Annotated in this window: 29 protein-coding genes; 23 read left to right on the forward strand and 6 right to left on the reverse strand. The window is 66.5% G+C overall.

The features are described from left to right. Nucleotides 1-4: 4 nt before the first annotated feature. Both CVO77_RS07190 and purC read right to left on the reverse strand, forming a co-directional pair. The gene (locus tag CVO77_RS07190; RefSeq protein WP_106000706.1) at nucleotides 5-646 is read right to left on the reverse strand and encodes a methyltransferase family protein; all 642 of its coding nucleotides are present in this window, start codon (nucleotides 644-646) and stop codon (nucleotides 5-7) included. Between the two features lie 88 nt (nucleotides 647-734). Continuing rightward, nucleotides 735-1,514: a phosphoribosylaminoimidazolesuccinocarboxamide synthase gene (purC, locus tag CVO77_RS07195; RefSeq protein WP_105998535.1), complete on the reverse strand. Its 780-nt coding sequence runs from the start codon at nucleotides 1,512-1,514 to the stop codon at nucleotides 735-737. 200 nt (nucleotides 1,515-1,714) lie between these two features. Between purC and CVO77_RS07200 the strand changes: the two genes are divergently transcribed. After that, nucleotides 1,715-2,638, forward strand: coding sequence for a crotonase/enoyl-CoA hydratase family protein (locus CVO77_RS07200; RefSeq protein ID WP_105998536.1), 924 nt, complete (start codon nucleotides 1,715-1,717; stop codon nucleotides 2,636-2,638). Between the two features lie 18 nt (nucleotides 2,639-2,656). Here the strand turns inward: CVO77_RS07200 and CVO77_RS07205 are convergent, their stop codons facing one another. Beyond that, nucleotides 2,657-4,285 (reverse strand): alkaline phosphatase D family protein, encoded by a 1,629-nt coding sequence (locus tag CVO77_RS07205; protein WP_192878881.1) that lies wholly within the window; start codon nucleotides 4,283-4,285, stop codon nucleotides 2,657-2,659. A 50-nt stretch (nucleotides 4,286-4,335) separates the two neighbouring features. Further along, a complete protein-coding gene (locus CVO77_RS07210) occupies nucleotides 4,336-5,469 on the reverse strand; it encodes a DUF3667 domain-containing protein (RefSeq protein WP_105998537.1) in 1,134 nt (377 codons plus the stop codon). A 78-nt stretch (nucleotides 5,470-5,547) separates the two neighbouring features. Between CVO77_RS07210 and CVO77_RS07215 the strand changes: the two genes are divergently transcribed. From CVO77_RS07215 to CVO77_RS07265, 11 genes are all read left to right on the forward strand, one after another. Then, nucleotides 5,548-6,831, forward strand: coding sequence for a glutamate-5-semialdehyde dehydrogenase (locus CVO77_RS07215; protein WP_105998538.1), 1,284 nt, complete (start codon nucleotides 5,548-5,550; stop codon nucleotides 6,829-6,831). 31 nt (nucleotides 6,832-6,862) lie between these two features. Next, nucleotides 6,863-7,126, forward strand: a complete 264-nt coding sequence (locus CVO77_RS07220) for a CopG family ribbon-helix-helix protein (protein ID WP_105998539.1) — start codon at nucleotides 6,863-6,865, stop codon at nucleotides 7,124-7,126. Then, nucleotides 7,114-7,401 carry a type II toxin-antitoxin system RelE/ParE family toxin gene (locus CVO77_RS21900; protein WP_105998540.1) on the forward strand — a complete coding sequence of 96 codons (288 nt, stop codon included), beginning with the start codon at nucleotides 7,114-7,116 and terminating at the stop codon, nucleotides 7,399-7,401. The genes CVO77_RS07220 and CVO77_RS21900 overlap by 13 nt, the downstream gene beginning before the upstream one ends. Next, a complete protein-coding gene (locus tag CVO77_RS07230) occupies nucleotides 7,398-8,051 on the forward strand; it encodes a nicotinate-nucleotide adenylyltransferase (RefSeq protein ID WP_105998541.1) in 654 nt (217 codons plus the stop codon). Before CVO77_RS21900 ends, CVO77_RS07230 begins: the two co-directional genes overlap by 4 nt. Then, on the forward strand, nucleotides 8,048-8,458 hold the full coding sequence (gene rsfS / locus CVO77_RS07235; RefSeq protein WP_192878882.1) for a ribosome silencing factor: 411 nt from the start codon (nucleotides 8,048-8,050) through the stop codon (nucleotides 8,456-8,458). The genes CVO77_RS07230 and rsfS overlap by 4 nt, the downstream gene beginning before the upstream one ends. 32 nt (nucleotides 8,459-8,490) lie before the next feature. Next, the gene (locus CVO77_RS07240) at nucleotides 8,491-8,919 is read left to right on the forward strand and encodes a 23S rRNA (pseudouridine(1915)-N(3))-methyltransferase RlmH (protein ID WP_105998542.1); all 429 of its coding nucleotides are present in this window, start codon (nucleotides 8,491-8,493) and stop codon (nucleotides 8,917-8,919) included. Continuing rightward, nucleotides 8,916-10,130, forward strand: a complete 1,215-nt coding sequence (locus CVO77_RS07245; RefSeq protein WP_105998543.1) for a murein hydrolase activator EnvC family protein — start codon at nucleotides 8,916-8,918, stop codon at nucleotides 10,128-10,130. Before CVO77_RS07240 ends, CVO77_RS07245 begins: the two co-directional genes overlap by 4 nt. 111 nt (nucleotides 10,131-10,241) lie before the next feature. Beyond that, nucleotides 10,242-11,630 (forward strand): S41 family peptidase, encoded by a 1,389-nt coding sequence (locus tag CVO77_RS07250; protein ID WP_106000709.1) that lies wholly within the window; start codon nucleotides 10,242-10,244, stop codon nucleotides 11,628-11,630. Between the two features lie 21 nt (nucleotides 11,631-11,651). Then, complete coding sequence (locus tag CVO77_RS07255; RefSeq protein ID WP_192878883.1) at nucleotides 11,652-12,134, forward strand: disulfide bond formation protein B; 483 nt, start codon at nucleotides 11,652-11,654, stop codon at nucleotides 12,132-12,134. Continuing rightward, nucleotides 12,131-12,646 (forward strand): demethoxyubiquinone hydroxylase family protein, encoded by a 516-nt coding sequence (locus tag CVO77_RS07260; protein ID WP_105998545.1) that lies wholly within the window; start codon nucleotides 12,131-12,133, stop codon nucleotides 12,644-12,646. The genes CVO77_RS07255 and CVO77_RS07260 overlap by 4 nt, the downstream gene beginning before the upstream one ends. 116 nt (nucleotides 12,647-12,762) lie before the next feature. Then, entirely contained in the window at nucleotides 12,763-13,380 is a 618-nt protein-coding gene (locus CVO77_RS07265) for a hypothetical protein (protein WP_105998546.1), read from the forward strand. A gap of 320 nt (nucleotides 13,381-13,700) precedes the next feature. Here the strand turns inward: CVO77_RS07265 and CVO77_RS07270 are convergent, their stop codons facing one another. Then, nucleotides 13,701-14,963 carry a SulP family inorganic anion transporter gene (locus CVO77_RS07270; RefSeq protein ID WP_105998547.1) on the reverse strand — a complete coding sequence of 421 codons (1,263 nt, stop codon included), beginning with the start codon at nucleotides 14,961-14,963 and terminating at the stop codon, nucleotides 13,701-13,703. A gap of 380 nt (nucleotides 14,964-15,343) precedes the next feature. Here CVO77_RS07270 and CVO77_RS07275 point away from each other — a divergent pair, with 380 nt between their 5' ends. The 8 genes from CVO77_RS07275 (at nucleotide 15,344) to CVO77_RS07310 (ending at nucleotide 23,545) form a co-directional block, all read left to right on the forward strand. Further along, the gene (locus CVO77_RS07275) at nucleotides 15,344-15,664 is read left to right on the forward strand and encodes a hypothetical protein (protein WP_242446132.1); all 321 of its coding nucleotides are present in this window, start codon (nucleotides 15,344-15,346) and stop codon (nucleotides 15,662-15,664) included. Between the two features lie 52 nt (nucleotides 15,665-15,716). After that, entirely contained in the window at nucleotides 15,717-17,060 is a 1,344-nt protein-coding gene (locus CVO77_RS07280; protein WP_105998549.1) for a TldD/PmbA family protein, read from the forward strand. Between the two features lie 17 nt (nucleotides 17,061-17,077). Continuing rightward, a complete protein-coding gene (locus CVO77_RS07285) occupies nucleotides 17,078-17,869 on the forward strand; it encodes an inositol monophosphatase family protein (RefSeq protein WP_105998550.1) in 792 nt (263 codons plus the stop codon). A gap of 201 nt (nucleotides 17,870-18,070) precedes the next feature. Then, nucleotides 18,071-18,439, forward strand: coding sequence for a 30S ribosomal protein S13 (gene rpsM / locus CVO77_RS07290; protein ID WP_105998551.1), 369 nt, complete (start codon nucleotides 18,071-18,073; stop codon nucleotides 18,437-18,439). Between the two features lie 77 nt (nucleotides 18,440-18,516). Then, nucleotides 18,517-18,906, forward strand: coding sequence for a 30S ribosomal protein S11 (gene rpsK, locus CVO77_RS07295; RefSeq protein WP_003040416.1), 390 nt, complete (start codon nucleotides 18,517-18,519; stop codon nucleotides 18,904-18,906). 100 nt (nucleotides 18,907-19,006) lie between these two features. Beyond that, nucleotides 19,007-20,065, forward strand: a complete 1,059-nt coding sequence (locus CVO77_RS07300; protein ID WP_105998552.1) for a DNA-directed RNA polymerase subunit alpha — start codon at nucleotides 19,007-19,009, stop codon at nucleotides 20,063-20,065. A gap of 140 nt (nucleotides 20,066-20,205) precedes the next feature. Then, the gene (gene rplQ, locus CVO77_RS07305; protein WP_105998553.1) at nucleotides 20,206-20,625 is read left to right on the forward strand and encodes a 50S ribosomal protein L17; all 420 of its coding nucleotides are present in this window, start codon (nucleotides 20,206-20,208) and stop codon (nucleotides 20,623-20,625) included. A 757-nt stretch (nucleotides 20,626-21,382) separates the two neighbouring features. After that, nucleotides 21,383-23,545 carry a prolyl oligopeptidase family serine peptidase gene (locus tag CVO77_RS07310; protein ID WP_192878884.1) on the forward strand — a complete coding sequence of 721 codons (2,163 nt, stop codon included), beginning with the start codon at nucleotides 21,383-21,385 and terminating at the stop codon, nucleotides 23,543-23,545. 159 nt (nucleotides 23,546-23,704) lie between these two features. Here CVO77_RS07310 and CVO77_RS21245 read toward each other — a convergent pair whose 3' ends face one another. Beyond that, nucleotides 23,705-24,004 (reverse strand): DUF4282 domain-containing protein, encoded by a 300-nt coding sequence (locus tag CVO77_RS21245; protein ID WP_158258018.1) that lies wholly within the window; start codon nucleotides 24,002-24,004, stop codon nucleotides 23,705-23,707. 159 nt (nucleotides 24,005-24,163) lie between these two features. On the opposite strand from CVO77_RS21245, the gene CVO77_RS07320 reads away from it, so the two are divergent. From CVO77_RS07320 to CVO77_RS07330, 3 genes are all read left to right on the forward strand, one after another. Beyond that, nucleotides 24,164-24,652, forward strand: a complete 489-nt coding sequence (locus CVO77_RS07320; protein ID WP_105998555.1) for a GAF domain-containing protein — start codon at nucleotides 24,164-24,166, stop codon at nucleotides 24,650-24,652. A gap of 168 nt (nucleotides 24,653-24,820) precedes the next feature. Continuing rightward, nucleotides 24,821-25,666, forward strand: a complete 846-nt coding sequence (locus tag CVO77_RS07325; protein WP_105998556.1) for a glycine zipper 2TM domain-containing protein — start codon at nucleotides 24,821-24,823, stop codon at nucleotides 25,664-25,666. A gap of 183 nt (nucleotides 25,667-25,849) precedes the next feature. Further along, nucleotides 25,850-26,404 (forward strand): hypothetical protein, encoded by a 555-nt coding sequence (locus CVO77_RS07330; protein WP_105998557.1) that lies wholly within the window; start codon nucleotides 25,850-25,852, stop codon nucleotides 26,402-26,404. Nucleotides 26,405-26,503: the final 99 nt, after the last annotated feature.

Below are 26,503 nucleotides of genomic sequence, written 5' to 3' on the forward strand. Positions count from 1 at the left end.
CCCGTCAAAAGACGTAGGGCAACAGCCGGCTGCGCACCTTGCGGCACATATCCTGATAGGCCGGATCGGCGATCAGCACGCGCTCCTCGGCGATGAGCCGGCGGATGTTGAGGCCGAGCGCGACCGCATAGACCGCCAGATTCCAGAGCGTCGGCCCGCTGAGCAGGAAACCGACGTGCGTCATCACATAGCCCGCATACATCGGATGGCGCACGATGCGATAAGGGCCGTTCACCTTGACGCCGCGATTGGCCGCGATGATCCCGAAGCTGCGGCGCAGCGTGAATTTGGCGTAGAGCTGGACCGCCAGGCCCAGCAGCATGAGGAAACCGCAAAGGGCGACGGGCAGCAGCGGAGAATCGCTCGACGGATTGACCAGCAGCGGTGCCAGCGTCCCGCCGAAGCCAAGCGCCCAATCAGTCGGACGCAACGAAATCTGGCTTGTTCCGCGGCGGAGCAGGACAAAGAGGACGACGCAGGCTTCGCTCAGCAGCAGCAGCCAATTCTGGTAATGGCCGGCCGCCAGCGCCGACGGAACGAGCCGCATCGCCAGCGTCCCGAGCAGCAAAACGACGATGACCTTTTCCAGCACGTCCCAATTGATTGCGCTGCCCGACGATTTCACGTCGCTACTCGAAGCCTGCATGACCGCCCCCCACATGATGTGGCGAGCGGCATAGCAATATCTTGGTTACCAATTGGATAACCCGGCGGCGTTCCGGCCGGACAGCGGCTTATTTGTCGCGTTTCTTGCGATGGCTGTCGAGATCGAGCACGGCATTTTCGCCGCCTTCGGGCAGCAGGCCGAGCCGGCGCGCGACTTCCTGATACGCCTCGACTTCGCCGCCGAGGTCGCGGCGGAAGCGGTCCTTGTCGAGCTTTTCGCCCGACACCATGTCCCACAGGCGGCAGCCGTCGGGGCTGATCTCGTCGGCGAGGATGATGCGGCTGTAATCGCCCTCGTAAAGCCGCCCGAATTCGAGCTTGAAGTCGACGAGGCGGATGCCGACGCCCGCGAACAGGCCCGACATGAAATCGTTGATGCGGATCGCCATGTCCTGGATGTCGTGAAGCTCGTCCTGGCTGCACCAGTTGAAGCAGGCGATATGTTCCTCGGCGACCAGCGGATCGCCGAGCGCGTCGTCCTTGTAGCAATATTCGATCAGGGTGCGGGGAAGCTGCGTCCCCTCCTCGATCCCGAGCCGCTTCGACAGCGTGCCCGCGGCGACGTTGCGCACGATCACCTCGATCGGCACGATCTCGACCTGGCGGATGAGCTGCTCGCGCATGTTGAGGCGGCGGATGAAATGGTGCGGCACGCCGATGTTGCCGAGCAGGGTGAAGACATGCTCCGAAATGCGGTTGTTGAGCACGCCCTTGCCGTTGATCGTCCCGCGCTTCTGCGCGTTGAACGCGGTCGCGTCATCCTTGAAATACTGGATCAGCGTGCCCGGTTCGGGGCCTTCGTACAGGATCTTGGCTTTGCCTTCGTAGATCTGGCGGCGACGGGCCATGGGCAGGGACTTTCTGTCGGAACCAAATGAATGGCCCCGGCAACAAGCGACTCATGAAAGAGGCGCGGCGCCGGGGCGGTTGGGGGCCTATAGCGGCAAAGCATGCGCGCGTCATCCCCGCGATCTTTACGCTTACGTAAACCAGAGCTTGCCTTCGCCCGCACCGCTTGCAACCATGCCCCATCCCCAAGGAGAAAGACATGAGCTTCGACCAGATTCGCCTCGACAAGCAGGACGGCATCGCCCTTTTGACCCTGTACCGGCCCGAGCGGATGAACGCCTTCACCGCCGACATGATGGCCGAGATCATCGCCGCGCTCGACGAGTGCGACGCCGACGACGCGGTGCGCGCGGTGATCTTCACCGGCCATGGCGACAAGGCCTATTGCGCGGGCGCCGACCTCAGCGCCGGGGCCGCGACCTTCGACTATGACACGCGCAGCGACAAGCAGCGCCAGCTTCCCGAGGGCACCTCCGCCAGTCCGGTCGCCGAGGACGGCACGATCGACTGGTCGCACCCGCTGGTCCGCGACGGCGGCGGGCGCGTGTCGATGCGCATCTTCGCGGCGAAGAAGCCGGTGCTCGGCGCGATCAACGGCGCCGCGGTCGGCATCGGCGCGACGATGACGCTGCCGATGGACGCGCGCCTCGCGAGCGAGACGGCGCGCTACGGCTTCGTCTTCGCGCGCCGCGGCATCGTGCCCGAAGCGGCGTCGAGCTGGTTTCTGCCGCGCCTCGTCGGCATCGCGAACGCGGTCGACCTTTGCTATTCGGGCCGCCTGATTTCGGCCGCCGAAGCGCAGGAAAAGGGGCTCGTCCAGTCGGTCCACGCGCCGGGCGCGCTGATCGACGCCGCGATCGCCAAGGCACGCGAGATGACCGCCGACAGCGCCCCGGTCTCGGTCGCGCTGACCCGTCACATGCTCTGGCGCATGATGGGCGCGCCGCACCCGATGAGCGCGCATCGCTGGGACAGCCGCGTCATCTTCTCGCGCGGCCGCAGCCCCGATGCCGCCGAGGGCGTGACGAGCTTCCTCGAAAAGCGGCCGCCGAATTTCACCGCCAGCGTCGCGAACGACTACCCCTGGTTCGACGAATTCGAGGACAGCCCGCCCTATTCCTGACCGTCGCGGGGGCGACGGTCAGGCGTCATAGGTCCGCCGCCCGCGTGCCGCGGTCATGCGGTGCGTGCCGGTGAGGGCAAGGTCGTGCGAGCGGACCGACGCGACGCTGTGCCAGTCGGCGATCACCCGGTCGGGGGTGAAGCCGACGGTGACATAGCCGCGATCCCGCGTGTTCGCCCAGCGAAGCTGCGGCGACGCGGCGCGCAGCGCCGAAACGCGGGCTTCGTCGGAGATGCCGGGGGTATAGGCCTCGAACCCCGGCGAGGTGATGCTGTGCCCGCCGACCTCGATCCCCGCCGGACGGCCGTCGTGCGTCAGGTCGAATGCCCAGGCGTTGTGGCTGTCGCCCGACAGGGTGACGAGATCGGCATCGGCGCGTTGCGCGGCGGCGAGCAGGCGGTCGCGCGCGGCGGGATAGCCGTCCCAGCCGTCCATGTTCAGCGGCAGCCCCGCCTTCGCGGCCAGCTGCGCCACCGCGACGCGGCGTTGCACGAAATCGGGCTGGTCGGGGCCGAACCAGTTCTGCGATTCGGGCGGCGTGAACAGCGCGCCCATCACGATCTGCTGCGCGCAGACCTGCCAGCGCGTCCCCGCCTTCACCGATCGGGCGAAACCGTCGAACAGCCATTTTTCCTGATCCCCTCCCATGAGTTGGCGTTGGGGGTCGCGATACGCCCCTTCGGCGAACTGCTTGAGCGTCGCCGCGACGTCGCGCTTCCCCTTGAGCAGCGCGTCGAGATCGAAAGGCTCGTCGCGCGCGGTGACGCGCGTTTCGGGAAGAAAGATCGTCGCCAGGTCGCCGACCTGATAATCGCGCCAGCGCATCTCGGCGACGGGCATCCATTCATTATGCGCGCGCTCGGCCGCCGCCTTGCGGTCGGTCCAGCTCCCCTCGCCCTCATTGTGGTTTTCGGCGCCGCCCTTCCAGGTGTCGTTGGCGAATTCATGATCGTCCCATTGGGCGATCATCGGGAAAAGCTGGTGGAGGCGCTGCAAATCGGGATCGGCGCGATAGGCCGCATAGCGAAGGCGATAGTCGGCCAGCGCGACCAGTTCCTGCGGCGGCTGGACCAGGCGGCCGGGCACCGCTTCCTTCGCCGACGGATATTCGCCCGCCTTATATTCATAAAGATAGTCGCCGACATGCGCGACAAGGTCGATGTCGCCGCGCGCCGCGGCGTGACCATAGGCATTGAACCAGCCGAACGGCATGTTCGCGCACGAAAAGAGCGCAAGAGTGAAGGCGCTCGTCGGCCCCTGCGGCAGGGTACGGGTGCGGCCGGTCGGCGACGCACTGCCGTCGGGCGCGATAAAGCGATAATAATACCAGCGCCCCGGATCGAGTCCGCCGATGACGATCTTGGCTATATGATCGCGCTCGCCCTCGGCGGTGACGCTGCCGCCGCCCGCGAGGACCGCGAAATCAAAGGTTTCGGACAGCTCGGCCGTCAGCCGCGTATCCGACGGCGCGGCATAGCGGGTCCACAGCAGGATGGAGTTCGCGCCGGGTTCGCCGCTCGCGACGCCATGGGTAAAGCCCTGCGCCGCCATCGCCTCCGCCGCGCCGGGAAGCGCCATCGCGGCCAGCCCGGCGGTGCCGAGCTTGATGAGCAGGCGGCGGTCGATTTCGCCCCAAATCGGGTGCATCGCATGTCTCCCTTTGCCGGGTCCCTGCCCGATTCGGTTACAACTCCTCGTCAGCCGGCGGCGCCCAGCGCGAGCAACAGCAGCATGAACATGATCACCGCGAACAGGCTGAAGAGAAGCAGCAGGCTCGTTCGCGCCAGCGCCCCGATCCGCGACGATCGATAGGCGCCGCGAAGTTGGCGATACATGTGGAAAGGCACGTAGAACAGCGCGGCAAAGGTCGCGAGCTCGCCGAAGATCGTCAGATTGAGCAATCGCACGGCCACGAACATCAGCAGCATGAAGCTGATCGAATAGGTCACGAAGACGAAATGGTCGTAAGTGTGGAAGCGTCGGCTGAACGGATAGAGCAGCCACAGGAACGGCAGCGACAACGGGATCAGCGCCCAGGCGAATTTATAGGCGTTGGCCTGCACCTTGTAGAGGATCAGCGCCGGATTCGCGAACGCCTTTTCCATGCCGTGATCGATGAAGGGGATGCCGGTATCGACCTTGTTGCGCGTGACGAAATTGGCGCTCGTCTTCACCTGCTCGACCGGATTGGCGAGCACCGGCGGCCCCGCGGCGCGGTCGGCGGCGCGCTCTTCCCGGCTCCGGCTGCGCGCGATGCCGAGATAGCCGGCGCTCTTCTGGAGCGTGTCGCGCTCGGCCTGCAATTCCGCGCGGCGCGCCGCGGGCAAGTCCTTTTTCGCCAGTTCGATGTCGATCCGGTCGACCTCGTCCTGCATACTGTCCTTGATCGCCGCCGCGCGCGTCTGTTCGGCGGCGGCCTTGTTCAGTTCCTCACCGAGCCCGCCGCCCGCGCCGACCATCGCGAGCACCGCATAGGTCAGGAACACGGCGAACAGGAACAGCGCCAGCGGCGAGATGAAGCGTGCGCGCTCGCCATGGATATAACGGCGCGTCAGATCGCCCGGCCGCCATGCGAGCAAGGGCAGCGTGCGCCACAGCTTGCCCTCGAAATGAAAAATCGCGTGGACGAGGTCGTGCCCGATCGCGCCAAAGCTGCGGTGGATATCGGCGTTCTGCCCGCAGCGATGGCAATGCGATCCGACGAGGCTCGCCCCGCAATTGAGGCAGCGTCCGCCGCCGCGCCCCTTCCCATCGCCGTGCCGCGGCTCGACCGCCGAACCCGCCAGCCCTGCCGTGATCGCCGCCCCGATGCTTTCGATGTCCCCGCTCATCCGCCCTGACTAATGGGGCGCGTGCCGCCGCGCAACGGGGGTTTCGAGAGTGAGGCGAAACGTGATAGTGGCCACGCCATGAACGCCGAAGTCCTCACGCCGCCGCCTCTGACCGACCCCGACGCGCTGATCGCCGACCTGGGCGGGCGCGCGCGCGGCGCGGCGAAGCGGCTCGCGATCGCGACGACGGCCGAGAAAGCGGCGGCGCTTCGGGCGGCGGCGGGTCAATTGCGGACGCAGGCGGCGAAGATATTGGGCGCCAATGCCCGCGACATGGAGGCCGGCCATGCCGGCGGACTGACCGCGGCGATGCTCGACCGGCTGCGGCTCGACGAAGACCGGCTGAGCGCGATCGCCGACGCGGTCGACGCCGTCGCGGCGCTCGCCGATCCGGTGGGGCGCGAGATCGACCGCGCGGTGCGCCCGAACGGCATCGAGCTGAGCCGCGTCCGCGTCCCGCTCGGCGTCGTCGGCATCATCTATGAAAGCCGTCCCAATGTGACCGCCGATGCCGCGGCGCTCGGCCTGATGTCGGGTAATGCGGTGATCCTGCGCGGCGGCAGCGAGGCGGTGAACAGCAACCGCGCGATCCACGCCGCCTTCGCCGCCGGGCTCGCGACAAGCGGCCTGCCCGCCGACGCCGTCCAACTCGTGCCGACGCAGGACCGCGCCGCGGTCGGCGCGCTGCTGCGCGCGCAGGGGCTGGTCGACATCATCATCCCGCGCGGCGGCAAGGGGCTGGTCGCGCGCGTGCAGGACGAAGCGCGGGTGCCGGTGCTCGCGCATCTCGACGGGATCAACCATCTTTATATCGACGGCGCCGCCGATCCGGCGAAGGCGCTGCCGCTGGCGGTCAATGCCAAGATGCGCCGCACCGGCATCTGCGGCGCGACCGAGACGATCTTGATCGACCGCGCCTACCCCGCCCCGCTCGCGATCGTCGATGCGCTGGTCAAGGCCGGCTGCGAGGTGCGCGGCGACAAAGCGGTCGCGGCGCTCAGCCCGCATGTCGAACCCGCCTCGGCGGGCGACTGGGACTGCGAATATCTCGACGCGATCGTCTCGATCGCCCTGGTCGACGGCCTCTCCGGCGCGCTCGCGCATATCGACGCGCATTCGAGTCGCCACACCGACGCGATCGTGACCGAGGACAAGGCCGCCGCCGACCGCTTCCTGTCCGAGGTCGACAGCGCCATCGTCATGCACAACGCCTCGACCCAATTCGCCGACGGCGGCGAATTCGGGTTGGGCGCCGAAATCGGCATCGCGACGGGGCGGCTGCACGCGCGCGGGCCGGTGGCGCTCGAAGGGCTGACCACCTATAAATGGTTGGTGCGGGGAAGTGGCCAGACGCGCCCTTGAATCATTTGTATACAAATGATACATTGCCATCATGACCAAGCATTCCGTCATTTCCGCGCGCATCGATCCCGAGACGCTCGAACTGGTGGATCGGATCGTTGCCGAGCAGGGACGCAGCCGAGCCTGGTTCATCGCGCAGGCCGTTCGCCATGCCGCGGAGCAAGAGGCGCGATTTGCCGCTTTTCTTCAGGAAGGCCGTGACGATATCGCGGCGGGCCGGGTAGTGGATCATGCCGAAGCCCTGAAGATGATGGATGATATGATCGCCGGTCACGAGGCCCGATGCACCGAATAATATGGTCGGAAAAGGCCATCGCCGATCTGGTCGCGCTGAACGATTGGCTGACCGAATATCGGCAGCCGCGGGAAGCGGCCGAGTCGATTCGGGCCATCCGGAATCAGGTCGCAAATCTGGATCAATTCCCGGCCATTGGATCGCCGGTTCATGCGGGCACGCGCAAGCTGTTGGTCAAGGACCAACCCTTCGTCCTCTTATATGAGGTGGTCGATACACGGCTCATGATCCTCCGCCTCGTTCATAATCGCAGCGACTGGCAGTCGCTCCTATGATCCCCACCGGCCTCCTTGGCGGCAGCTTCAATCCGGCGCATGGCGGGCATCGCGCGATCAGCCTTCACGCGATCGACGCGCTTGGGCTCGACGAATTGTGGTGGCTCGTCTCGCCGGGCAATCCGCTCAAGCCTGCAAAGGGCATGGCGCCGCTTGCCGCGCGGCTCGCCTCGGCGCAGCGCATGGCGCGGCGATCGCCGATCCGGGCGACGGGAATCGAGGCCGAGCTTGGCACGCGCTATACGATCGATACGCTCAAAAAGCTCGTCCGCCGCTATCCCGATCATCAGTTCATCTGGATCATGGGGGCGGACAATCTGGCTCAATTGCCCCAATGGCGCGACTGGCGGGGGATTGCGCGATTGATGCCGATTGCGGTTATCGCGCGTCCGGGTTATAATGGCCGCGCTCATGGCGCAAAGGCGATGGGTTGGCTGCGGCGCTTTGTCCGGCCCGCGGACCAGAAACGTCACTGGACGGACTGGAGACCGCCTGCCCTCGTGTTCCTGCGTTTTTCGCCCGATGTGCGATCCGCGACAGCCCTACGGCAGGCCAACCCCCGCTGGTTCGAAAGCTATGCAGGCCGCGCTCCGCGCGACCCGTTGACGCATTTGCGCCTGGCCATGGATGAAAGGAATGAAACCGCTTGATAGCCGCCAGTAAGGATGCCGCGCCCGGCGCCGCCCCTGCACCCAAGTCTTCGGACGACAGCGTGAAGGCCCTTCACGCCCTGATTCTCCACCAGTTGGACGAGGATCAGGCCCAGGAGACCATCTCCATCCCGCTCGCCGGCAAAAGCAGCATCGCCGATCATATGGTGATCGCGAGCGGCCGGTCGACGCGCCACGTCTCGGCGATCGCCGACAAGCTGGCGCAGCGCATCAAACAGGAAGCGGGCCGCACCGTCCGCGTCGAAGGCCTCCCCAACGCCGACTGGGTCCTAATCGACGCCGGCGACGTGATCGTCCATCTGTTCCGTCCCGAGGTTCGCAGCTTCTACAACCTCGAACGCATGTGGTCGTTCGGCGACGCGCCGCCGGTCGCAGCAGTGAATTGACGCGACCGCCGCCTGAAGGTTAGGCGGCGGACATGTTGCTGCACATCATCGCGCGCGGGCGCATCGGGCGGGGGCCCGAGGCCGAGCTGGTCGAACGCTATATGAAGCGCGTGACCTGGGCGCAGAAGATTTCGGAACTTCCCGACACCGGCGGACGCATGCCCGCCGCGGCCGACAACAGCCGCACCATCCTGCTCGACGAGGGCGGCGAGCAGCTTTCGTCGCTCGAATTTGCCGGATTGCTGGAAAAATGGCGCGACGGCGGGGTGCGCGAGGCGCGCTTCTGCCTTGGCGCCGCCGATGGTTTCACGCCCGCCGAGCGCGAGGGCGCCGACAAGGTTATCGCCTTTGGCCGCGCGACCTGGCCGCATTTGATGGCGCGCGCGATGCTCGCCGAGCAATTGTGGCGCGCGACGAGCATCATAGCAGGACACCCCTATCACCGCGAGGGGCGGCAATGAGGCGGTGGACCGCGCCCCTGGCGCTGGGCCTCGCCGTCGTCGGCGGCACGCTGGCGCTCGCCCAAAGCGACGTCTTCGACCCCCAGGCGATCGCCGAGCGCGAGCGCCAGCAGCTCCTGACCGCCAAGCGACAATCGGCCGACGCGATGGCACGCAGCGCCGCGCCCGAGGCGCAGGCGAGCGCGGCGCACGACGAGGCCGAGCGGCTGAAAAAGCGCAGCGCCGCGCTCGCCGCGCGCATCCAGTCGGCCGAAGCCGACATCAATGCCGGCGAAGCGCGCGTCGCGCTCGTCACGCGGCGGCTGAAGGCGCAGCAGGCCCGGCTCGCCGAACAGCAGCAGCCCTTGCTCGAACTCACCGCGGCGCTGCAGCAGCTCAGCCGTCAGCCGCCGGTGAGCGTGCTCGCCCAGCCCGGATCGCTGACCGACATGGTCCACGCGCGCGCTGTCATCGACGCCGCCATGCCGGTGATCGAGCGGCGCACCGCAGGCGTGCGGCGCGAACTCGCCGAACTGCGCACCGCGCGGCAGCAGCAGGGAATCGCGTTGCAGGCGCTTGCCGCGAGCAGGACCGAACTGGCCGAACGCCGCGACGCGCTGACCCGGCTTGAGAATGAAGGGCGGCTGCGCTCGCGCGAGTTGATGAGCAGCGCCCAGCTCGAGGCCGACCGCGCCCTCGGTCTCGGCGAGAAGGCGCGCGATATCGTCGAGTTGATGGACGCGCTCGAAACCGATGGCGCGGTGCGCGGCGAACTGGCGCAGCTCGCGGGACCGATCGCGCGCCCGCGCGACCCGACGCGCGCGGTAACGCAGACCGCCCCGCCAGTGCCGGCCGAGGCCGAACTGACGCGCGGCGTCTATCGCCTGCCCGTCGTCGGACGCATCGTCGCGGGGTTGGGTGAGGTCAATGACAGCGGCGTGCGGTCGCGCGGCATCACCATCGCGGCGCGGCCCGGCGGGCAGGTCGTCGCCCCGGCGCCGGGACGGGTCAGCTTTGCCGGTCATTATCGCGGTTATGGCAAGATCGTCATCATCGATCATGGCGGCGGCTGGATCTCGCTGGTCACCGGCATGATCGCCCTGTCGGCGGGGGTCGGCGACACGCTGGACGCCGGGGCGCCGATCGGTCGCGCCGGGTCCGACGACAGCCGGATCACGGTCGAACTGCGCCGCGCAGGCCGGCCGGTGGACATCGCCCGGATGCTGGGGTGACCCCCCCGTTCCGCACCGAGAACTCCCGCTTGACGCCCCCAGAAAGGCGTAGGAGGATGGCGCACCGGGGATTATAAGGCAGGCTTACGCCTGCGCGATTGAAAGATGACCATGACCGAATCGACCCAGACCGCTTCTTCCCCCCGGCGCCGTTTCGCGCTGTGGCAGGGCGCCGCCGCGCTCTCGACGCTGGCGCTCGTCCCGCTCGCGACCGGGGCGATGGCGACGGTGGACGCATCGACGCAGCAGGAAATCGCGCGCTTCATGGACGTCTTCCTCGAGGTCAAATCCAATTATGTCGAGCCGGTCAGCGACGACAAGCTGATCGAGGGTGCGATCAACGGCATGCTCGCCAGCCTCGACCCGCATTCGGGCTATCTCGACGCGCGCGACTATTCGAACCTGCGCACCCAGACCGACGGCGAATATGGCGGCCTCGGCCTGTCGGTCACGATGGAGGATGGGGTGGTCAAGGTGATCACGCCCACCGCCGGCACCCCCGCCGACCGCGCCGGCGTCAAGGCGGGCGATTATATCACGCATATCAACAAGGAATTGATCTTCGGCATGACGCTCGACGAAGCGGTCGAGCAGATGCGTGGGCGCCCGGGCACCCAGATCGAGATCACCGTCGTGCGCGAAGGCCAGGACAAGCCGATCGAGATGACGCTGACCCGCGAGATCATCGACGTCAAGCCGGTCAAATGGGAAGTGCAAGGCGACGTCGGCGTGCTGACCATCGCCAGCTTCTCCGCCGACGCGACCCGCGACCTCAGGGCCGCGATGTTGTCGGTCGAAAAATCGCTGGGGCACAAGCCGCGCGGCTGGGTGCTCGACCTGCGCTCGAACCCCGGCGGCCTGCTCGACGAGGCGGTGGGGGTCAGCGACATCTTCCTCGATCGCGGCGAAATCGTCTCGCAGCGCGGGCGCAAGAAGGACGATATCGAGCGCTATTTCGCCGAGCCGGGCGACCTCGCCGGCGGCGCGCCGATGATCGTGCTGATCGACGCCGGTTCGGCCTCGGCCTCCGAAATCGTCGCGGGCGCATTGCAGGACCAGCATCGCGCGGTGATCATGGGCGAGCGCAGCTTCGGCAAGGGGTCGGTGCAGACAGTGCTGCCGCTGACCGACACCACGGCGCTGCGCCTCACCACCGCGCGCTATTACACCCCCTCGGGCCGCAGCGTGCAGGAAGGCGGGATCGAACCCGATATCCGTGTCCCGCAACTTTCGGATCCCGATTACAAGGACCGCCCGCGCTTCCGCGAAAGCGACCTTCGCCGCCACCTGATCAACGAGAAGAAGGTCGACAACAGCCTGCTCGAAAAGGACGAGAAGGACGATCCGCGCTTCACCGCGACCGCCGCCGACCTGAAGGCCAAAGGGATCAAGGATTACCAGCTTTATTATGCCTTGCAGACGATCGGGCGGATCGGCCCGGCAACGCCGCGCATGGCGCAGGGCGGCAAGCCGGCCGCCAAGCCGGCGGCGCGCAACTGATAGACGTCGAGAGGGTCCCTGATGCTGAAATCGCGTCTCGCCGCGCCGCTCGTCGCGCTCGCCGCCCCGCTGCTCCTGTACGGCGGCGCGCTCGTGTCGCAGTTCGGCTTTGGCCTTCATCCGTGCGAAATGTGCTATTGGCAGCGCTGGCCGCACCAGGCGGCGATCGTGCTGGCGCTGCTCGCGCTGCTGCTGAACCGTAACGACACGGCAATGCGCGCGCTGACATGGCTCGCCGCCGTCGGAATCGCGATCAGCGGCGCGATCGGTATTTTCCACGCCGGGGTCGAATATGGGCTGTGGGAAGGGCTGACGACGTGCAGCACGAGCCATAGCGGCCCGATTTCGCTCGACGAGATCATGGCGGCGCCGATCATCCGCTGCGACGTCGCGCAATGGCGGCTGTTCGGCATCTCGCTCGCCGGTTTCAACGCGATCTTCTCGCTCGCCGCGGCCGCGCTCGTCTTGACCTTGCTGCGCCGCCGGAGCACATCATCGGCATGAGCAAGGATCGCACCGCCTCGATGATCCGCGTCGACCAGGCCGGCGAATATGGCGCGACGCGCATCTATGCCGGCCAACTCGCGGTGATGGGCGACCGCCACCCGATGGCGCGCGAGATCGCGCATATGGCCGAACAGGAAGAGCGGCACCGCAAATATTTCGACGCGATGGTCGCGCGACGCGGGGTGCGGCCGACCGCGCTCCAGCCCGTCTGGAACGTCGCGGGCTTCGCGCTGGGCGCGGTGACCGCCGCGATGGGTCCCCGCGCCGCCATGGCCTGCACCGCCGCGGTCGAGACCGAGATCGATCGCCATTATCGCCACCAGATCGACGCGCTGGGCGACAGCGATCCCGAACTCAGCGCCGCGGTCGAGGATTTCCGAGCCGAAGAGCTTGAGCACAAGGAAGCCGCGCTCGCCGCGGGGGCCGAAAGCGCCCCGGGCTATCCATTGCTCAGCCTCGCGATCCGCGCGGGCTGCCGCGCAGCCATCGCGCTGTCGAAGCGTATCTGATAGATACGTCTCTCATCGCCACGCAGTGCGAACGATGATGGAACGATGATGGGATGTTCATTGCCTATGCAGAGAGCGCATGCCATTCCGGCTGAAACGCAACGAAGGAAATACCGATGACCCGCCTGCCGCTTGCCGCGCTGTTTCTCGCCAGCAGCCTCGCCGCCCTGCCCGCCGCTGCGCAGGATGCCCCGGTGAACGCCGACAAGGTCAATCAGGTGATCATCTATGGCGACGACAAATGCGAGGCGTCGAGCCCCGACGAGATCGTCGTCTGCAACCGCCTGCCCGAACAGGATCGGTATCGTGTGCCGCAGATCTTTCGCGGCGGCGATCCGCTCGACCCGCGCAACCAGGCGTGGCTCAACCGCGTGACCTCGATGGAGCGCGTCGGCCGGTTCGGCACCGATAGCTGCTCGCCGGTCGGGCTCGGCGGCTTCACCGGCTGCACGCAGGCGCTGCTCGCGGGCGCCAAGGCCGAACGCCAGGCGGCCGACAAGACCGACTGGCAGACGATGATCGCCGACGAACGCGCCAAGCGCATCGCCGGCATCGACGCGGCGTCGGACGAGGTCGAAGCCGCGGTGGTCGCCGAGGAAAAGGCGCTCGCCGAACGGCAGAAGGCGGCCGAGGAGCTCGAACGCCAGGCCAGCGGCCTCGGCCCTGCCCCCGCTTCGGCGGAAACCGAAGCCGAACCCGACGCGGCCGAACTGCCGGTTCCGCCAAAGAATTAGAGCATCGAGCCTTAAATCTGACTCACACCCTGTTCGTGTCGAGCGAAGTCGAGACACCCATCGTCGTGGAGCAAGGCCGATGGGTGTCTCGACTTCGGCCAAGGCCGAAGTTTATCCTGAGCGCCTGCCAAGGCAGTCGAAGGGCTCGACACGAACGGATAAAGGGCGGTGCAGATTAAACGCACGCCGCTCTAGGGGCGAAAAAACGTAGCTGCTCCCCCGCGCAGGCGGGGTCCATCTCCGGTCGGTCCGATCTTGAACCGGCGGGAAATGGGTCCTCATTTTCGCGGGGACAGGGTCAGTTTAGCAAACTGGGCCGCTCACCCCCCGCGCGGCGTCCAAGGTGCGGCTCCGCGCCCTTTCCACCAGCGCAGGAGCAGGCCGAGCGCAACGCCGATCCCGATCGCGATCGTGAGGTCGGCGAACACTGTCAGCAGCAGCGTCAGCGCCAGCAGCAGCAATTCGTCGCGCGGCAACGCCAGATGCTCGCGCCATTTCTCGGGCTCCGCCATGTTGAGCGCGGTGACGAGCAGCACCGCCGCAAGCGCCGGCAGCGCGAGCGCACCCGCCAGCTTGCCGGCGACGAGCAGAACCGTGAGGATCGCCAGTGCGTGCACAATCCCCGCGATCGGCGTGCGCCCGCCCGCGCGGACGTTGGTCGCGGTGCGCGCGATCGCGCCCGTGACGGGGAGCCCACCGAACAGCGGCGTCACGATATTCGCATAGCCCTGCGCGAGCAGTTCGGCGCTCGGCCGGTGATGGCCGTCGAACATGCGGTCGGCGACGATCGCGGAGAGCAGGGATTCGACCCCCGCGAGGAAAGCGATGGTGAAGGCTGAGGGCAGCAGCTCGACGAGGCGGCTCGCACTTACCTGCGGCCAGTGCGGCGCGGGGAGTCCCGACGGCAGCGCGCCGAAGCGCGATCCCACCGTGTCGACCGGCAGGTGGAAGGCGATGACGGCCAGCGAGGCGAGGCCGACCGCGATCACCAGCACGGGCCAGCGCGGGCGCCAGCGGCGCAGCAGCAGGATCGCGGCGACGGTCGCTGCAGTGACGCCCAAGGCCACGGGGCTGAATGTCGCGCGTGCCGCCCATAGGGCATCGATCTTTGGGATCATGTCGGCCGGAACCTTGCCCACCGACAGGCCGAGCGCGTCCTGGAGCTGGCTGGCGGCGATGATCGTCGCAATCCCGATGGTAAAGCCGTTGATCACCGGTTCGGGGACCAGCGCAATCAACCGGCCGGCGCGAAAGAAGCCGGCGATCGTCAGGATGATTCCCGCCATGATCGTCGCAACGATCAGACCGTCCATCCCGTGATCCTGGATCACGCCATAGACGACGACGATGAAGGCACCGGTCGGCCCGCCGATCTGCACCCGGCTGCCGCTCGTCGCCGAGATGATCAGCCCGCCGATGATCGCGGTGACGAGGCCGACGAAGGGCGTGCTGCCCGACGCGATGGCGATCGCGATGCACAAAGGCAGCGCCACGAGCGCGACGCTGACCCCGGCCAGCGCATCGGCCCGGAACAGCGGCCAGCTATAATCGCGCATCGTATCGGCAAGCTTGGGGCGGCGCATCGCATCTCCTTAGGTTGCAATCCACCAGAGGCGCTAATCGCCAGCCCGAGCCGCCGTCAAGCATCACCTGAGCAGATATGGCTTTCCGAAGCACCGGTCCGCGATTGATCGCCAAATGGTCATAAAATCGGTCGAATAGCGCCGATATGGCCGCGATTTTGACGCCCCGTCCCGGATTCGTTGCGAATCCGGGACGAAACGAATGCAAAAATTAACGAATCGCTGGCAGAGTGTCTTGACTTGGGAATTTTTGGGGCAAAACGTGGCGTTTCTGGGAATCGCCAGCCGGAGGGGCTGAAAACATGGCATCGACATTCGGACCGCGCCTTTGGCGCCGATCGACTGCAAGCGTACCACCTGCACGCAGCCTGGGTCGCCGAATGACCGTCCACGCTGCCGCAGCGCTCATCGCCTTTGCCGCTTTGCAGATCTGGCTCGTGACCAGTGCGATCGCCGCCGGGGCACCTTCGGGCCTGATCGCGGTGGCGCTGGTGATGCTGCTCGCGCTCGCCGTCCCGATCGCGCGGATGACCGAACGCCACTGGTATCATCTCAGCCGCCAGGCGCTGGCAAGCTGGGGGCTGCACGCCCGCTTCCGCCGCGATGTCCGCCGCCTGTGGGTCGCCGCACTGACGCTACCCTTCCTCTGGGTCAGCGGCGCGATGGCCGCGACCGACGCCATCGCCGCGATCGCGCGCTGATCCTTCGACTTTAGATTTTGACGCTCGCCCGCGCGGCGTATAGGGCGCGGACATGCTGACCGTTGCCGAAGCCCTCGATCGCGCGCAGATGCTGTGCGACGCCGCGACCAAAGCCGGCGCCGACGCCGCAGACGCGCTCTATTACTGCAATGCCGCCACGTCGGTCTCGATGCGCCTCGGCGCGCTCGAGGATGTCGAACGATCCGAAGGACAGGACATTTCGCTCCGCGTCTTCGTCGGCCAGCGCAGCGCGAGCGTGTCGACCGCCGACATGGACGCGGGTGAACTCGCCAAGCTGGTCGAACGCTGCGTCGCCATGGCGCGTGAGGCACCCGAGGATCGCTACGCCGGCCTTGCCCCCGAGGAACTGCTGTTCAAGGGACCGGCGCCCGATTTCGACCTCGACGACGGCAGCGAAGCCGACCCGCAGGCGCTGCGCGAAGCGGCGCTTGGCGTCGAAGAAGCGGCGCGCGCGGTTCCCGGCGTGACCAACAGCGAAGGCGGCAGCGCCAGCCACAGCCGCACCCGCTTCGCGCTCGCGACCAGCCACGGCTTCGCCGGCGGCTATGGATCGAGCGGGCACAGCGTTTCGGCCAGCGTCATCGCGGGCGAAGGCGCGGCGATGCAGCGCGACTATGGCTGGCACAGCGCGCACCACCTATCCGACCTGGAAAGCATCGAAGCCATCGGAGCGCGCGCGGGCACCCGCGCGGTCGCGCGGCTGAACCCCGGCAAGGCGCCCGTCGGCAAGGTGCCGATCCTGTTCGATCCGCGGGTCAGCGGCGGCATCATCGGCCATCTCCTCGCCGCGATCGCTGGGCCCGCCGTCGCACGCGGCACCAGCTTCCTGCTCGGCAAGGAAACGCAGCCATTGTTCGACAGCGGCATCGTCATCCGCGACGATCCGCACCGCCCGCGCGGCCTGCGCAGCCGCGCCTTCGACGGCGAGGGACTGCCGACCGCGGCGCGCGACATCGTGACCGGCGGCAAGATCACCGGCTGGCTGCTCGATACGGCGTCGGCGAAGCAACTCGGCCTTGCCCCCACCGGCCACGCGAGCCGCGGCGGCGGCGCGGCGGGCGTGACCGCGAGCAACCTTCACCTCGCGGCGGGGACGGTCAGCCCCGAGTCGCTGATGGCCGACATTCAGGACGGCGTTTATGTCACCGAGTTGATCGGCCAGGGGGTCAACCCCGTCACCGGCGATTACAGCCGCGGCGCATCGGGCTTCCTTATCCAGGGTGGCCGGATCGCCGGTCCGATCGCCGAGTTCACGATCGCGAGCAACCTCGTCGACATGTTCGCCGCGCTCGTTCCCGCGAACGACCTCGCATTCCGCCACGCGGTCAACGCGCCGACGCTCCGTATCGACGGCATGACCGTCGCGAGCAGCTAAAACAGGGCCAGACACCGATGCCGGGCCGCAACCTCGAAGCCGTGATCGCCGCGACCCGCGAGGTCGGCGACATGGCGATGGCGCGGTGGCGCGGTGAGGGCAAGGCGGTGAGCGTCTGGAACAAGTCGCACGACAATCCGGTCAGCGACGTCGACCTGGCCGTCGATGCACGGCTGAAGGCGGTGCTCGGCGCGATCGAGCCGCGCGCGGGCTGGCTGTCCGAAGAAACCGCCGACAACGCCGATCGCCTGTCGTGCCGCGCGATGTGGTGCGTCGATCCGATCGACGGCACGCGCGACTTTATCCGCGGCCGTCCCGGCTGGTGCGTATCGGTCGCGCTCGTCGTCGATGGCACCCCCGAACTCGGCGTCCTCTATGCCCCCGCACTCGACGAACTGTGGGTCGCACAGAAGGGCCGGGGCGCGACGCTCAACGGCGAAGCCTTGCGCGCGAGCCAGCGGATGACCTTCGACGGATCGCGTGTTCCCGCCGACAGCCTGCCGAAAATAGACCGCGACCTGATCATGGTCACCAAGCCGAACAGCATCGCGCTGCGCATGGCGCTCGTCGCCGACGACCGCGCCGACCTCGTCGCGACACTGCGCTGGGGTTTCGAGTGGGACGTCGCCGCTGCGGCGCTGATCGCAACCGAGGCGGGGGCGGTCGTGACCGACGCATTCGGCGAGGCGCTGGCGTTCAACACCCCGCGCGCGCAGGCCTTTGGCGTGATCGCCTGCGCCCCGGGAATCCACCGGGCCGTCGTCGGCCGCTTGCACGATCGCGCCGTCGCGCTTACCTCGCAGTCCTGATCGCCGATCACTCCGCGCGAACCACCGCAGTTCGCTTGACTTTCAGGCCGACTCACCTTAGTTGCGCCTCCATTCCGACAGCCTGACCGGACGGCGAAACGCGGCAAGCGTATTCGTGGTCCGTTTTTTGCGTTGGGAATCAGACGCTTTGAGATAGGACTCGTCTGCCAGCGAGCCCTGTGGAGCAGGAGAAAGAACAGTATGGCACGTATTGCGGGCGTCAACCTGCCCACCAACAAGCGCGTTATCATCGCGCTCACCTATATCCACGGCATCGGCCGCAAGACCGCCGTCGGCATCGCCGACAAGCTGGGCATCGACCATGCGCGCCGCATCCAGGATCTTTCGGACGCCGAAATCCTGCAGATCCGCGAAACGCTGGACGCCGACCACACGGTCGAGGGCGACCTGCGCCGCAACACGGCGATGAACATCAAGCGCCTGATGGACCTTGCCTGCTATCGCGGCCTGCGTCATCGCAAGGGCCTTCCCGTTCGCGGCCAGCGCACGCACACCAATGCGCGCACCCGCAAGGGCAAGGCGAAGCCGATCGCCGGCAAGAAGAAGTAAGCCGGTTTTCCGCGCCGGCGGCCGCCCTCGCGGCTGCGCCCCGGCCCGCTTTACGGATTTAGGTAGGATACAGCATAATGGCTCGTGAACCGCAGCGTCTTCGTCGGCGCGAACGCAAGAACATCTCGTCGGGTGTGGCCCACGTCAACGCGACCTTCAACAACACGATGATCACCATCACCGATGCGCAGGGCAATGCGATTGCCTGGTCGAGCGCCGGCATGATGGGATTCAAGGGCAGCCGCAAGTCGACCCCCTATGCGGCGCAGGTCTGCGCCGAGGACGCGGGCAAAAAGGCCGCCGAACATGGCGTCCGCACGCTCGAGGTCGAGGTCAAGGGCCCCGGCGCCGGTCGTGAATCGGCGCTCCGTGCGCTGCAGGCGGTCGGTTTTCACATCACCTCGATCCGCGATGTGACGCCGATCCCGCATAATGGGGTCCGCCCGGCCAAGCGCCGCCGCGTCTGACGCCTTTTCGGGCGCACCCCGTCGGGGCCCGCCCGTACCAAATCTCTCGCCGGACCGGCCGCCGACCCCTGCCTGTCCCGCCACTAGCAAAGGGAAGTCCATGACTGTCAATATCCGGAACTGGCAGGAATTGAAGAAGCCCAGCAACCTGGAAATCAAGGCCGGCGGCGACGGCAAGCGCAAGGCGACCTTCGTCGCCGAACCGCTTGAGCGTGGTTTCGGCCTGACGCTTGGCAACGCGCTGCGCCGCGTTCTGCTGTCGTCGCTCCAGGGTGCGGCCATCACGTCGATCAAGATCGAGAACGTCCTGCACGAATTCTCGAGCCTGGCCGGTGTGCGCGAAGATGTCACCGACATCGTCCTCAACGTCAAGCAGATCGCCCTCAAGATGGAAGGCGAAGGTCCGAAGCGGCTCCAGCTTTCGGCTACCGGTCCCGCGACCGTCAAGGCCGGCGACATCATGGTGTCGGGCGACATCAAGGTGATGAACCCGAACCACGTCATCTGTCACCTCGACGACGGCGCGACGCTGAACATGGAACTCGTCGCCGACAGCGGCAAGGGCTATGTCCCCGCGACCGCCAACCGCCCGGCCGACGCGCCGATCGGCCTGATCCCGGTCGACTCGCTCTTCTCGCCCGTCCGCCAGGTCGCCTACAAGGTCGACAATGCGCGTATCGGCCAGGAGCTCGATTTCGACAAGTTGAGCCTGACCGTCGAGACCGACGGCACGGTGACCCCGGAAGACGCCGTCGCTTACGCCGCGCGCATCCTCCAGGACCAACTCCAGGTGTTCGTCCACTTCGAAGAAGCGATGAACGACAGCGGCCTCATTGGCATGGCGGCCTCGCCGACCACCGCCGACGAGTCGGACGTCAACCAGCTCAACCGCTTCCTGCTCAAGAAGGTCGACGAGCTCGAACTGTCGGTTCGCAGCGCCAACTGCCTCAAGAACGACAACATCATCTACATCGGCGATCTGGTCCAGAAGACCGAAGCCGAAATGCTCCGCACCCCGAACTTCGGCCGCAAGTCCTTGAACGAAATCAAGGAAGTGCTGTCGTCGATGGGCCTGCGCCTCGGCATGGATATCCCCGGCTGGCCGCCGGAAAATATCGAGGAAATGGCCAAGAAGCTCGAACAGGAGCTGCTTGGGTAAAGCACGTCGCCCCCGCCCTTCGACGCCGCCTGCGGCGGCGTCGAAGGGCGGGGGCGACGGGGCGGGAAATGGGTCGGCCCGCAAATCGACCTGGCTTGGGGTACCTCGAACGGCCCCTCTGACAAACGAAGGAATGGATTATGCGTCATAAATCGGGTGGCCGGAAGCTGCAGCGCACGAGCGCGCATCGCACGGCCCTGTTCCGCAACATGTCGGCGGCGCTCATCAAGCATGAGCAGATCACGACGACCGTCGCCAAGGCGAAGGAATTGCGTCCCTATATCGAAAAGCTGATCACGCTGGCGAAGCGTGGCGGGCTTGCCAATCGCCGCCTCGCGATGAGCCGCCTGATGGACGACACCCAGCTCGTGAAGCTGTTCGACGTCCTCGCCGAGCGCTACAAGGACCGCAACGGCGGCTACACCCGCGTCATCAAGGCCGGCATCCGCGCCTCCGACGCCGCGCCGATCGCGATCATCGAATTCGTCGATCGCGACGTCGATGCCAAGGGCCAGGATTCGGGTCCGGTGATGACCGACGAGGAACTGGAAGACGCGTAAGCCGCGGCGTTCAGCGACAAAGGATCAAGGGCGGCGTCCGTTAGGATGGCCGCCCTTTTCTTTTTGAGCGGGCGCGAATGGCTGGATCGGGGGGCTGGTCGGCACAAGGAGCGCGTGGCCATGTCCAAAGTTCAGGAAAGTTCAGCCTCTTGCATCCCCGATCCGGGCCCCGCGGCGTGCTGAACGCGCCGAGCCCGCCTCGCCGTGGCCGCACCCGCAAGCTGGACCGGCATCGCCTTTATCCACCAAATGAAAGAGCCGGATCAAAGCTGGCACAGCCGGATAATGTAGGAAAGGCCCATTTGAAGCCGATGTCTGTATTGGGGTGGGAAGCGGACGTTGCCAGTTCCTCCCCGGAACGGGGAGGTGGCAGCCCGCAGGGCTGACGGAGGGGTCGAAACCTCTCGTCAGGACGCACCGCTGCGACCCCTCCACCACCCTTCGGGCGGTCCCCCTCCCCGTTCCGGGGAGGAATTGGCAACGCCAGCTTCCGGTCGAAACCGGCCATCCCCGACCTTTGTCATCGCGGCCTCCCTTCGTCATCCCGGGCTTGACCCGGGATGACGCTTTTTTGGCGCGTCGGCAGCTTTCTCCCCCGCAGCGGGACTCAGGATCAAATCCGGGGTGACGAGGAATGGATGGGTTAGCTATCAGTCGAAACCGGCCGCCGGACCGGCGCCAAACTCCTTGCCCCGCCCTTTTCTATCCTTACAGTGCGGCGTACGAATATTACCCTGACGATGAGGATCGCCTTGCCATGCCCCGTACCCATTTTCGCGCGCCGCTGGCGCTGGCCCTGCTGATGACCGCGCCGACCGCCGCGCACGCGGCCGACGCGGCGGCGACCGCCGCACCGGCTCCGACCCTCGCCTATCCGGCGACGACACGCGGTGATGTCGTCGACCCGCAGTTCGGCGTCGATGTCGCCGACCCCTATCGCTGGCTGGAGGATGATGTCCGCGTGGACCCCAAGGTCGCGGCGTGGGTCGCGGCCGAGAACAAGGTCACCGACGCCTATCTCGCGACGCTGCCGGGGCGCGAGAGCTTTCAGAAGCGGATGACCGAGCTTTATAATTACGAGCGCTTTGGCCTGCCGCGCAAGGCGGGCGCCCGCTATTTCTACAGCCGCAACGACGGGTTGCAGCCGCAATCGGTGCTGTTCGTGCGCGACGGGATCAAGGGTGAAGGCCGGGTGCTGATCGACCCCAATGGCTGGGCGAAGGACGGCGCCACCGCGCTCGCCGAATGGGAACCGTCGGAGGACGGCAAGCATCTCCTCTATTCGGTGCAGGACGGCGGCACCGACTGGCGCATCGTCCGCGTCAAGGATGTCGCGACCGGCGAGGACACCGGCGACGAGATTCGCTGGGTGAAATTCTCGGGGCTGTCCTGGGCAAAGGACGGCAGCGGCTTTTACTATTCGCGCTTCCCCGAGCCGAAGGAAGGCGAGGCCTTTCAATCGCTCAACGAAAATCACACGGTCTATTTCCACCGGCTCGGCACCCCGCAGAGCGCCGACACGCTGATCCACGCGACCCCCGACAAGCCGAAGCTGAACAACAGCGCGCAAGTGACCGACGACGGCAAATATCTGATCGTCACCGGGTCCGAAGGCACCGACGAACGCTATGCGCTGACCCTTTATCCAATCGGCGCCAAGGGCGCGGGCAAACCGATCGATCTGGTCGATGATTATGCGAACAACTGGGAATATGTCGCCAACGAGGGCCCGCGCTTCACCTTCCTGACCAACAAGGACGCGCCGCGCCAGCGGCTGGTGTCGCTCGACATCCGCAAACCCGGCGCGCTGACCGAACTGGTCGCGGAGAATGAAGCGACGCTGGTCGGCGCATCGCGTGTCGGCAATCGCATCATCCTTTCCTACCTCGGCGACGCCAAGTCGGAGGCCGAGATGGTCGGGCTCGACGGCAAGCCGATCTCGACCATCCACCTTGCCGATATCGGGTCGGCATCGGGCTTTGGCGGCAATCCCAAAGACCCCGAAACCTTCTATGCCTTTTCCAGCTTCGCGACCCCGACGACGATCTACCGGCTCGATACGGTCACCGGGAAGAGCGAGGTTTTCGCGGCGCCCAAGCTGACCTTCGACCCCAGGCAATTCTCGGTCGAGCAGCGCTTCTACAAGTCGAAGGACGGCACCGAAGTGCCGATGTTCGTCGTCATGAAAAAGGGCCTCGACCGGTCGAAGGGGTCGCCGACCCTGCTCTATGGCTATGGCGGCTTCAACGTGTCGATGACCCCCGGCTTTTCGCCGACCAAGCTCGCGTGGATGGATGCCGGCGGCGTCTATGTCGTCGCGAACCTGCGCGGCGGCGGCGAATATGGCAAGGCATGGCACGACGCCGGCCGGCTCGACAAGAAACAGAATGTCTTCGACGATTTCATCGCCGCGGGCGAATATCTGATCGGCCAGGGGATCACCGGCAAGGGCCAGCTCGCGATCGAGGGCGGCTCGAACGGCGGCCTGCTGATCGGCGCGGTCACCAACCAGCGCCCCGACCTGTTCGCCGCCGCGCTGCCCGCGGTCGGCGTGATGGACATGCTGCGCTTCGACCGCTTCACCGCCGGGCGCTATTGGGTCGATGATTATGGCTATCCGTCGAAGGAGGCCGATTTCCGGACCCTGCTCGCCTATTCGCCCTATCATAATATCAAGGGCGGCACGGCCTATCCGGCGATCCTCGTCACCACGGCCGACACCGACGACCGCGTCGTGCCGGGCCACAGCTTCAAATATACCGCCGCGTTACAGCATGCGGACATCGGCCCCAAGCCGCACCTGATCCGTATCGAGACGCGCGCGGGACACGGGTCGGGCAAGCCGACCGACAAGATCATTGCCGAAGCCGCCGACAAATACGCCTTTGCCGCGAAATGGACCGGGTTGACCGTCGAATAGGCCGCTGGAGAGTCTTCGGTTGGAAAAGGCTGTGTCCCCGCGAAGGCGGGGACACATCTCCTGCCGGTTCCATCTTGCGCCCACCGGAGATGGGCTCCCGCCTTCGCGGGAGCACACGGCTATTTTATTTTACGCCCACGAGGAGTGGCGTCGCTCCGCTTATTTGGGAGGCAGGCGGTCGCGGATCTCGCCCAGCCGGTCGTTGATGCTGAAGATCACCATGTAGATTTCGATGATGATGCGCCACACCAGCGTGCCGAAGGCAAGGGCGATGATCGCGACCAGCAGCGTGCCGAGACCGGTCGTCGCCGAATAGGACATCATCTGGATCGCGCCGAAGATCGACATGAGGCAGGCGAGCACGATGCCGATCAACCCGAGCCAATAAACGACCCTGAGGACGGTCGGCGCGACCATCTTGTCGAACTTGAAGAGATCACCGATTTCAAAACCGTTCATTATCTTCCCCCTTGTTGCGATACTCCGACACTCGCATCGCGGCCCCTGCCCCGACGCCGTAGAGGAAGGTTGCATGTTTTCGGCCGAATAGGAAGCCCAGGCCCGAATCGGGGGAAGAGCGTTGCAAAAACCCGCCCCGACACCGACATAGGCGGCATCATGTCCCATGCCCTTTCCTTTACCGCCACCGACCCCGCCGCCCTCTGGGCCGAGGCCGCCGACGCCGCCGCCGCGCTCGTCGACGGCGAGCCCGATGGCATCGCGAACATGGCGAATGTCGCGGCGCTGATCTGGCAGGCGATCCCCGACCTCAACTGGGCGGGCTTCTATCGCTTCGACGGCACCGAACTCGTCCTCGGTCCGTTTCAGGGCAAGGCCGCGTGCATCCGCATCGCGCTCGACAAGGGCGTTTGCGGCGCCGCGGCGCGGCTTCGCGAAACCCAGCGGGTGGCGGACGTCTTCGCCTTTCCCGGCCATATCGCCTGCGACGCCGACAGCCGCAGCGAACTCGTCGTGCCGATCGTCGCGGATGGCCGGCTGATCGGCGTGCTCGACCTCGACAGCCCGCACCCATCGCGTTTCACCGACGAGGATCAAGCCGGCGCCGAGGCGCTGATCGCCCGGATCGCCGCGGCGCTGATGCCCTGACCGCCACGCCCTTCCCTCTTGGCGGGGAAGAAGTGATGGCCCAAATTGGGACGCTAAACTCACGGTTAACGGATTCGCGAAAATCGGCCTGATTTGCTAACAAGCTGTTAACCAATCGCTTGTCGCCGCGCGGCGCGGACGACTGGGCGGGGTAGCAGGGAGCTTGGCATGCGGACGATTTTGCTTCTGGGCATAGCGGCGGGAACCCTCCTGCTGGCAAGCCACGCGAACAGCGCCGAACCCGCCGCGCCCCCAACGACGCTCGACTACGGCAGCCCGTCGGCGCCCGACGCGCGCGTCTATACCGGCTATCCCGACCGCATCCCGAGCGAGGTCGACTATCGCGAAGTCGGCGGCACCTATGATGCCGAGGGTCGCTGGACCGGCACCTGGAACGGCTCCTATGAAGCGCCCGACGGCCGCCGCTACGACGGCACCTACGAAGGAACGGTCGAGGGCCGCCCGGGCGCGGACTATCCGCCGCCGCCCGAATATGATCCTTATTATGACGGCGCCTATCGCGGGGGATATGATGGGCAGGACGCACAGATGGCGCGGCGCTGTGGCCGGGGGGGCACGGTGACCGGAGCGGTTGTCGGCGGAGTCGTGGGGGGCCTCGTCGGCAACCGCGTCGCCGGGCACGGCGACCGCACCGCGGGGACGCTGATCGGCGGCGGCGCCGGCGCTCTCGCCGGCGCCGCGGTCGGCAACGGGGCCGACAGAAAGGCATGCGACGAATGGTGGGCCGGCCGCGAGCGCTATCGGCATGGCGGCTATCCGGGTGGCCCTTATCAGGGCGGCTATGCCCAGAGCTACAGCTATGGCGGCTACGGTTACGGCTATGGCTATTACACTCCGGGCGTCGTCGTCACGACGATCATCTCCGGCGCGCCGGTCGTGACCGAAAGGGTCGTGACCAGCACCCGCACCTATTATGAAAATGTTCCGGTGCGCAAACGCACCGTCGCCAAGCGCAAATGGAAGCCGAAACCCAAGCCGCGCTGTGGCTGCTGATCGTCCCGGACAGGTCTGGTCGCCTTCATCTGGTTCCGAACGGGCTCGTCATCTCCGGGGTGGCGGGCCCTTTCGCTTCATCGCGCCCCGAAGCCGGTTCAGCGCCGCGAAAGCATGATGCGCCTAGCACGGCGTCATTGCGGGCCGGATCATCCTTGGCCCTGCGGGTGGGAGTGCCCCTCGATGCGTAAATTCACCAGTCTTGCGACCGCCACGGCGATCGTTCTGTCTTCGGTGGCCGCCGTTCCCGCCGAAGCACGCAGTCGCCACGGCCACGGCGGCTGGGGCTATCGCGACCGCGATCATATCAGCGCCGGCGAAGTCGTCGGCGGGCTGCTGATCCTCGGCACCATCGCCGCGGTGATCGGCGCCGCGAGCAAGGACAAGGCAGATCGCCGCGACCGCGACTATCCCTATGAGCCGCCCTATCGCGAGCCGCGCCAGGATGCGCCGAACTATGAACCGCGCGGCGATGATGATGGGGGAGCCTATGGCAGCGGCACCACCGAAGTCCGTCCCTATGGCAATGACGATGCCGAAACCCGCGCCTCCGATGCCTGTAGCTGGGCAGTCGAAGGCGAGATGGGCGACGACGCCCGCGTCGACAATATCACCGGCACCGAACCCAACAATGGCGGCTGGTATGTGACCGGCACCGCCTCCCGGCTCGGCGGCGAGGTGAAGAGCTTTGGTTGCAGTTATCGGAACGGGCGCGTCGTCGACGTCAATTTCAACTGACGAGGCGCGCGTCCCGCGCACTGATGAGGCGCGCGTCCCGCGCAAGGCCCTTCGCTTCGCGGCGAGGGGCCTTTTCTTTATGAACGCCAGCAAAACCAA

The organism is Sphingopyxis lindanitolerans (assembly GCF_002993885.1).
GTDB classification, from domain to species: Bacteria; Pseudomonadota; Alphaproteobacteria; order Sphingomonadales; family Sphingomonadaceae; genus Sphingopyxis; species Sphingopyxis lindanitolerans.